Source organism: Candidatus Hydrogenedentota bacterium, assembly GCA_018005585.1.
Classification (GTDB): domain Bacteria; phylum Hydrogenedentota; class Hydrogenedentia; order Hydrogenedentales; family JAGMZX01; genus JAGMZX01.
In genome coordinates, this window is the sequence record JAGMZX010000140.1 from 13,763 (window position 1) to 15,324 (window position 1,562).

The 1,562-nt window shown below is 64.0% G+C and carries 3 protein-coding genes; all 3 read right to left on the minus strand.

Translation table 11 applies throughout. The features are described 5' to 3' along the window. On the minus strand, positions 1-275 hold a 275-nt coding region (locus tag KA184_19050), incomplete at its 3' end, for a zinc ribbon domain-containing protein (protein MBP8131682.1). A gap of 181 nt (positions 276-456) precedes the next feature. After that, on the minus strand, positions 457-1,263 hold the full coding sequence (locus tag KA184_19055; protein ID MBP8131683.1) for a WecB/TagA/CpsF family glycosyltransferase: 807 nt from the start codon (positions 1,261-1,263) through the stop codon (positions 457-459). After that, positions 1,260-1,562: glycosyltransferase (locus tag KA184_19060; protein ID MBP8131684.1), on the minus strand; the 303-nt coding region annotated here is incomplete at its 5' end. The genes KA184_19060 and KA184_19055, both read right to left, overlap by 4 nt.

The following is a 1,562-nucleotide window of genomic DNA, read 5'->3' on the forward strand; positions in this document are numbered from 1 at the left end:
TCTTCCGGCTTCGCGGCGGCCTTCCCTTCCGCCGCCTTGCTCTCGCTAGCGTCCTTCTTCGCGTGGGATTCCGCGGGCGGCGCGCCCTTCTTCTGCTTGAAATCCGTTTCATAGAAGCCGCCGCCCTTGAAAATGATCCCGGCGCCAGTGCCAATCAGCCTGTCGCAACGCGCGTGACCGCAAGCCGCGCATTTCACGCGCGGCTTCTCGCTCATGCCGTGAAACACATCAAATTCGTGGCCGCATTTGGTGCAAATGTAGGTATACGTGGGCACCGGTGCATTCCTCCATCACAATAGAAAATGCGCGCCGGCAAACCGCCGGGCGCCTTGTGAGTCCGTCCCGTGGGAAACGCGTAATTTAGCAAGTTTCAGCCCAAATTGCAAAGGACGCGACACTCCCGAACACTCTCATCATATACGCAAACAAAAGAAGAACTGACGCCTGCTCCCTCTTTCAGGACGCAGGCCCGGCGGCGGACCGGTATTTCCGCAGGCCGCAGTATTGAAGGCCAAAACGCCAAACAAACACGCTGTTGTACACGAGGTAACGCCGCCAGAGGCGCCGCGGCTCCTGGAGCAGCCGGAACAGCCACTCGAGGGAATGCCGCTGCATCCAGGCAGGCGCCATGGCCTTCGTGCCCGCGTGGAAATCAAAGGCCGCGCCGACACAGACCATGACCGCCGGGATGCGCCCCCGATGCACGTGCGCAAATTTCTCCTGGAGCGGGCAGCCCAGGCCGATAAACATCACGCCCGCGCCGCTTGCTTTCACGCGTTCGACCAGCGCGGCGTCTTCCTCGGGCGTCAGAGGCCGGAACAGCGACGGCTCACAGCCCGCAATGCGCAGCTGGGGAAACCGCGCGACGAGATTGTCGCGCATGGCCTCCACCACGTGCTGGTGGCTGCCGTAGAGATACACGCCAATGCCTTCGCGCGCGGCCTGACCGCATACACGCAGCGTGAATTCGGGGCCGTAACAGCGGTCCGGAAGCCCCGCATGATAGAGCAGGTTCAGCGCGTGGCGCACCGGGTGACCGTCCGGCGCGACGACATCGAACGCATCGAGCATGGCGCGGAATTCGGGGTCGCTGCTTCCCTCGACGACGCCATGCACCGCCAGATGAGAAACGCACGCGCAGACGCCGGACCGCGCCGCGGCCAGCACGGGCTCCAGCATGCCGTCGTACGTCGTGGCGCTGACACGCACCCCTATCACGTTGTGCCGCGGCGGCCATGCGATTCCGGATTCAGACTTGCTCATGCAACATTTGCCCCGCCAGCGCCCCTCTGCAACTGAATAGCGCGTTCATAGGCCGCCACCAGTTTGGCGTAGTGCACGGCTTCCGAAAACTTCTCCGCGGCTTCCTCGCGCGCGGCGCGGCCCATGCGCGCGCACAATTCCGGGTCGCGCCAGAGCAGGCCCATCTTCTCTGCGAGGTCCGCCGCGTCGCCCGGCGCAAAGTGGAAGCCGGAAACACCATCCGTCACCAATTCCTGCAAACCGCCGATGCGCGCCGCAATCACCGGCACGCCATGGCTCATCGCCTCCACGGCGACAAG

Excerpts from the sequence above, each read along its gene's own strand:
- KA184_19055 (MBP8131683.1), bottom strand. The coding sequence starts at position 1,263 with ATGAGCAAGTCTGAATCCGGAATCGCATGGCCGCCGCGGCACAACGTG.